At 33.1% G+C, this 1,904-nt stretch carries 1 protein-coding gene; it reads left to right on the top strand.

Annotated elements, in window-relative coordinates; all coding sequences use genetic code 11:
* Window positions 1-1,904 (top strand): ABC transporter substrate-binding protein (locus FJR38_RS02480; RefSeq protein ID WP_254449319.1); only part of this gene is annotated, 1,904 nt, incomplete at both ends.

The following is a 1,904-nucleotide window of genomic DNA, read 5'->3' as shown; positions in this document are numbered from 1 at the left end:
ACAAACACAAGATTTATTATTAAGAAAACTTCCTTGGCATTTATGGGAAATATTTCATACTAGTCATAATAAACCAGAAGTTGTAATTGGTTCAGATTATGAACCGTCAAAAATTAAATTAAAAAGTCCTGTAAAAATTCTGGCTATTTTAGGGAATAGTCAAGAAATTAATATTCAACCAGATTTACAAGCATTGACAGCAAAATTACCAGGTGCAATTATTGAACCTTTGTTGCAACCATCGCGTCAAGCGATCGCAGATAAATTATGGAATCAATCTTGGGATATTTTATTTTTTGCTGGACATAGTTGCAGTCAAGAAGGTGATAGTTGGGGAGAAATTCAAATTAATGATCATGAAACTTTATCACTTTTAGAAGTGCATCATACCTTGGGATATGCTGTTAAAAAAGGATTGAAATTAGCGATTTTTAATTCTTGTGATGGATTAGGATTAGCACGCAATTTAGCTGATTTGCGAATTCCTTATACTATTGTCATGCGAGAACCTGTTCCTGATATTGTCGCTCAACATTTTCTAGAATATTTTCTCACAGTTTTTGCATCTGGAGAATCTTTATATACCTCTGTACAACAAGCTCGTGTGCGTTTACAAGAAAATTTAGAAAGTCAATATCCTTGTGCTTCTTGGATACCTGTAATTTTTCAAAATCCAGCAGCAGCATTACTCCAATATCCCCAACCTCGCAATTTACAAAAGGTAACTTTTCAGTCAGGAATAGCTATTATGTTATTCATGATTATTGGTACTATTTTATGGTTGAGTTTAAATGAAATCAAATTGCGGAATCGCTTTAGTTATGGTGAAAAAGTATTATTTACCTCAGTGACTAATTTAGATAAGCAAGCAGGTACAACAGCATTTTTATGGAAAAATTACAATCAAGCTATTAAAAAATTTACTAATTATTTACAGGAATATTCCCATGATCCAGAAGCTAAAATATTTTTAGAAAATGCCAAAGTTGCCAATAAAAAAGTAATCAAAATTGGTGTAGCTGTACCTATAGGTAGTAATCCTTCCGTAGCACAAGAAATTCTGCGAGGAGTAGCACAAGCTCAACAAGAAATAAATAATAATGGTGGGGTAAATAGTAAGTTCTTACAAATACAAATTGCTAATGATGATAATAATCCGGCAATAGCTAAGGAAATTGCTCAGAAATTTGTCAAAGATCAGGAGATTTTAGCAGTAGTTGGTCATAATAGTAGTGATGCCAGTATACCTGCTGCTGATATATATCAAGCTGGAAAGTTGGTAATGATTTCACCAACTAGTAGTTCTACAAAATTAACAGATCGTCAAGATCGGACTGATGGTAATTATATTTATAGAACTGTTATTAGTTTTAATATAACTGCTGAAACTCTGGTTGAATATGCCAAAAATACTGGAAAAAGCAAGATTGTTATTTGTAGTGATTCTAAGGCCGCAGATCAGTCTTTTGAAAAAGCTTTTGTTAATGCTATTCATAGCAAAAATCTGGTGTTAGTTAATGAAATTAAATGCGATTTTGCAGCTAATGATTTCCAAAGTGCAATTAAGCAAAAAGTAACTACTATTCTCCTAAATCCTCAAGTTGACAGAATTGATCAAGCTATCGAACTAGCTAATCATAATCAAGGACAGTTATTATTATTAGGAAACCCTAGTTTACAAACTAAAAAAGTTATTGCTGCTGGTGATGCGGTAAATGGTATGGTAATAGTAGTTCCTTGGCAAATTACTGTTTCAGATAATCAAGAATTTGTCCGCAATGCTAATCGTCTTTGGGGTGAACAAAGCTTAATTACGTGGCGTACTGCTATGGCTTTTGATGCTACTAAAAACAGTGGCGATCGCTATGCAAAAAAGGGACTACAAGAACCGATATTCAACAAGC

Source organism: Anabaena sp. UHCC 0253 (assembly GCF_009712085.1).
Taxonomy (GTDB): domain Bacteria; phylum Cyanobacteriota; class Cyanobacteriia; order Cyanobacteriales; family Nostocaceae; genus Dolichospermum.
This window is presented reverse-complemented; position numbering and strand designations above follow the sequence as displayed.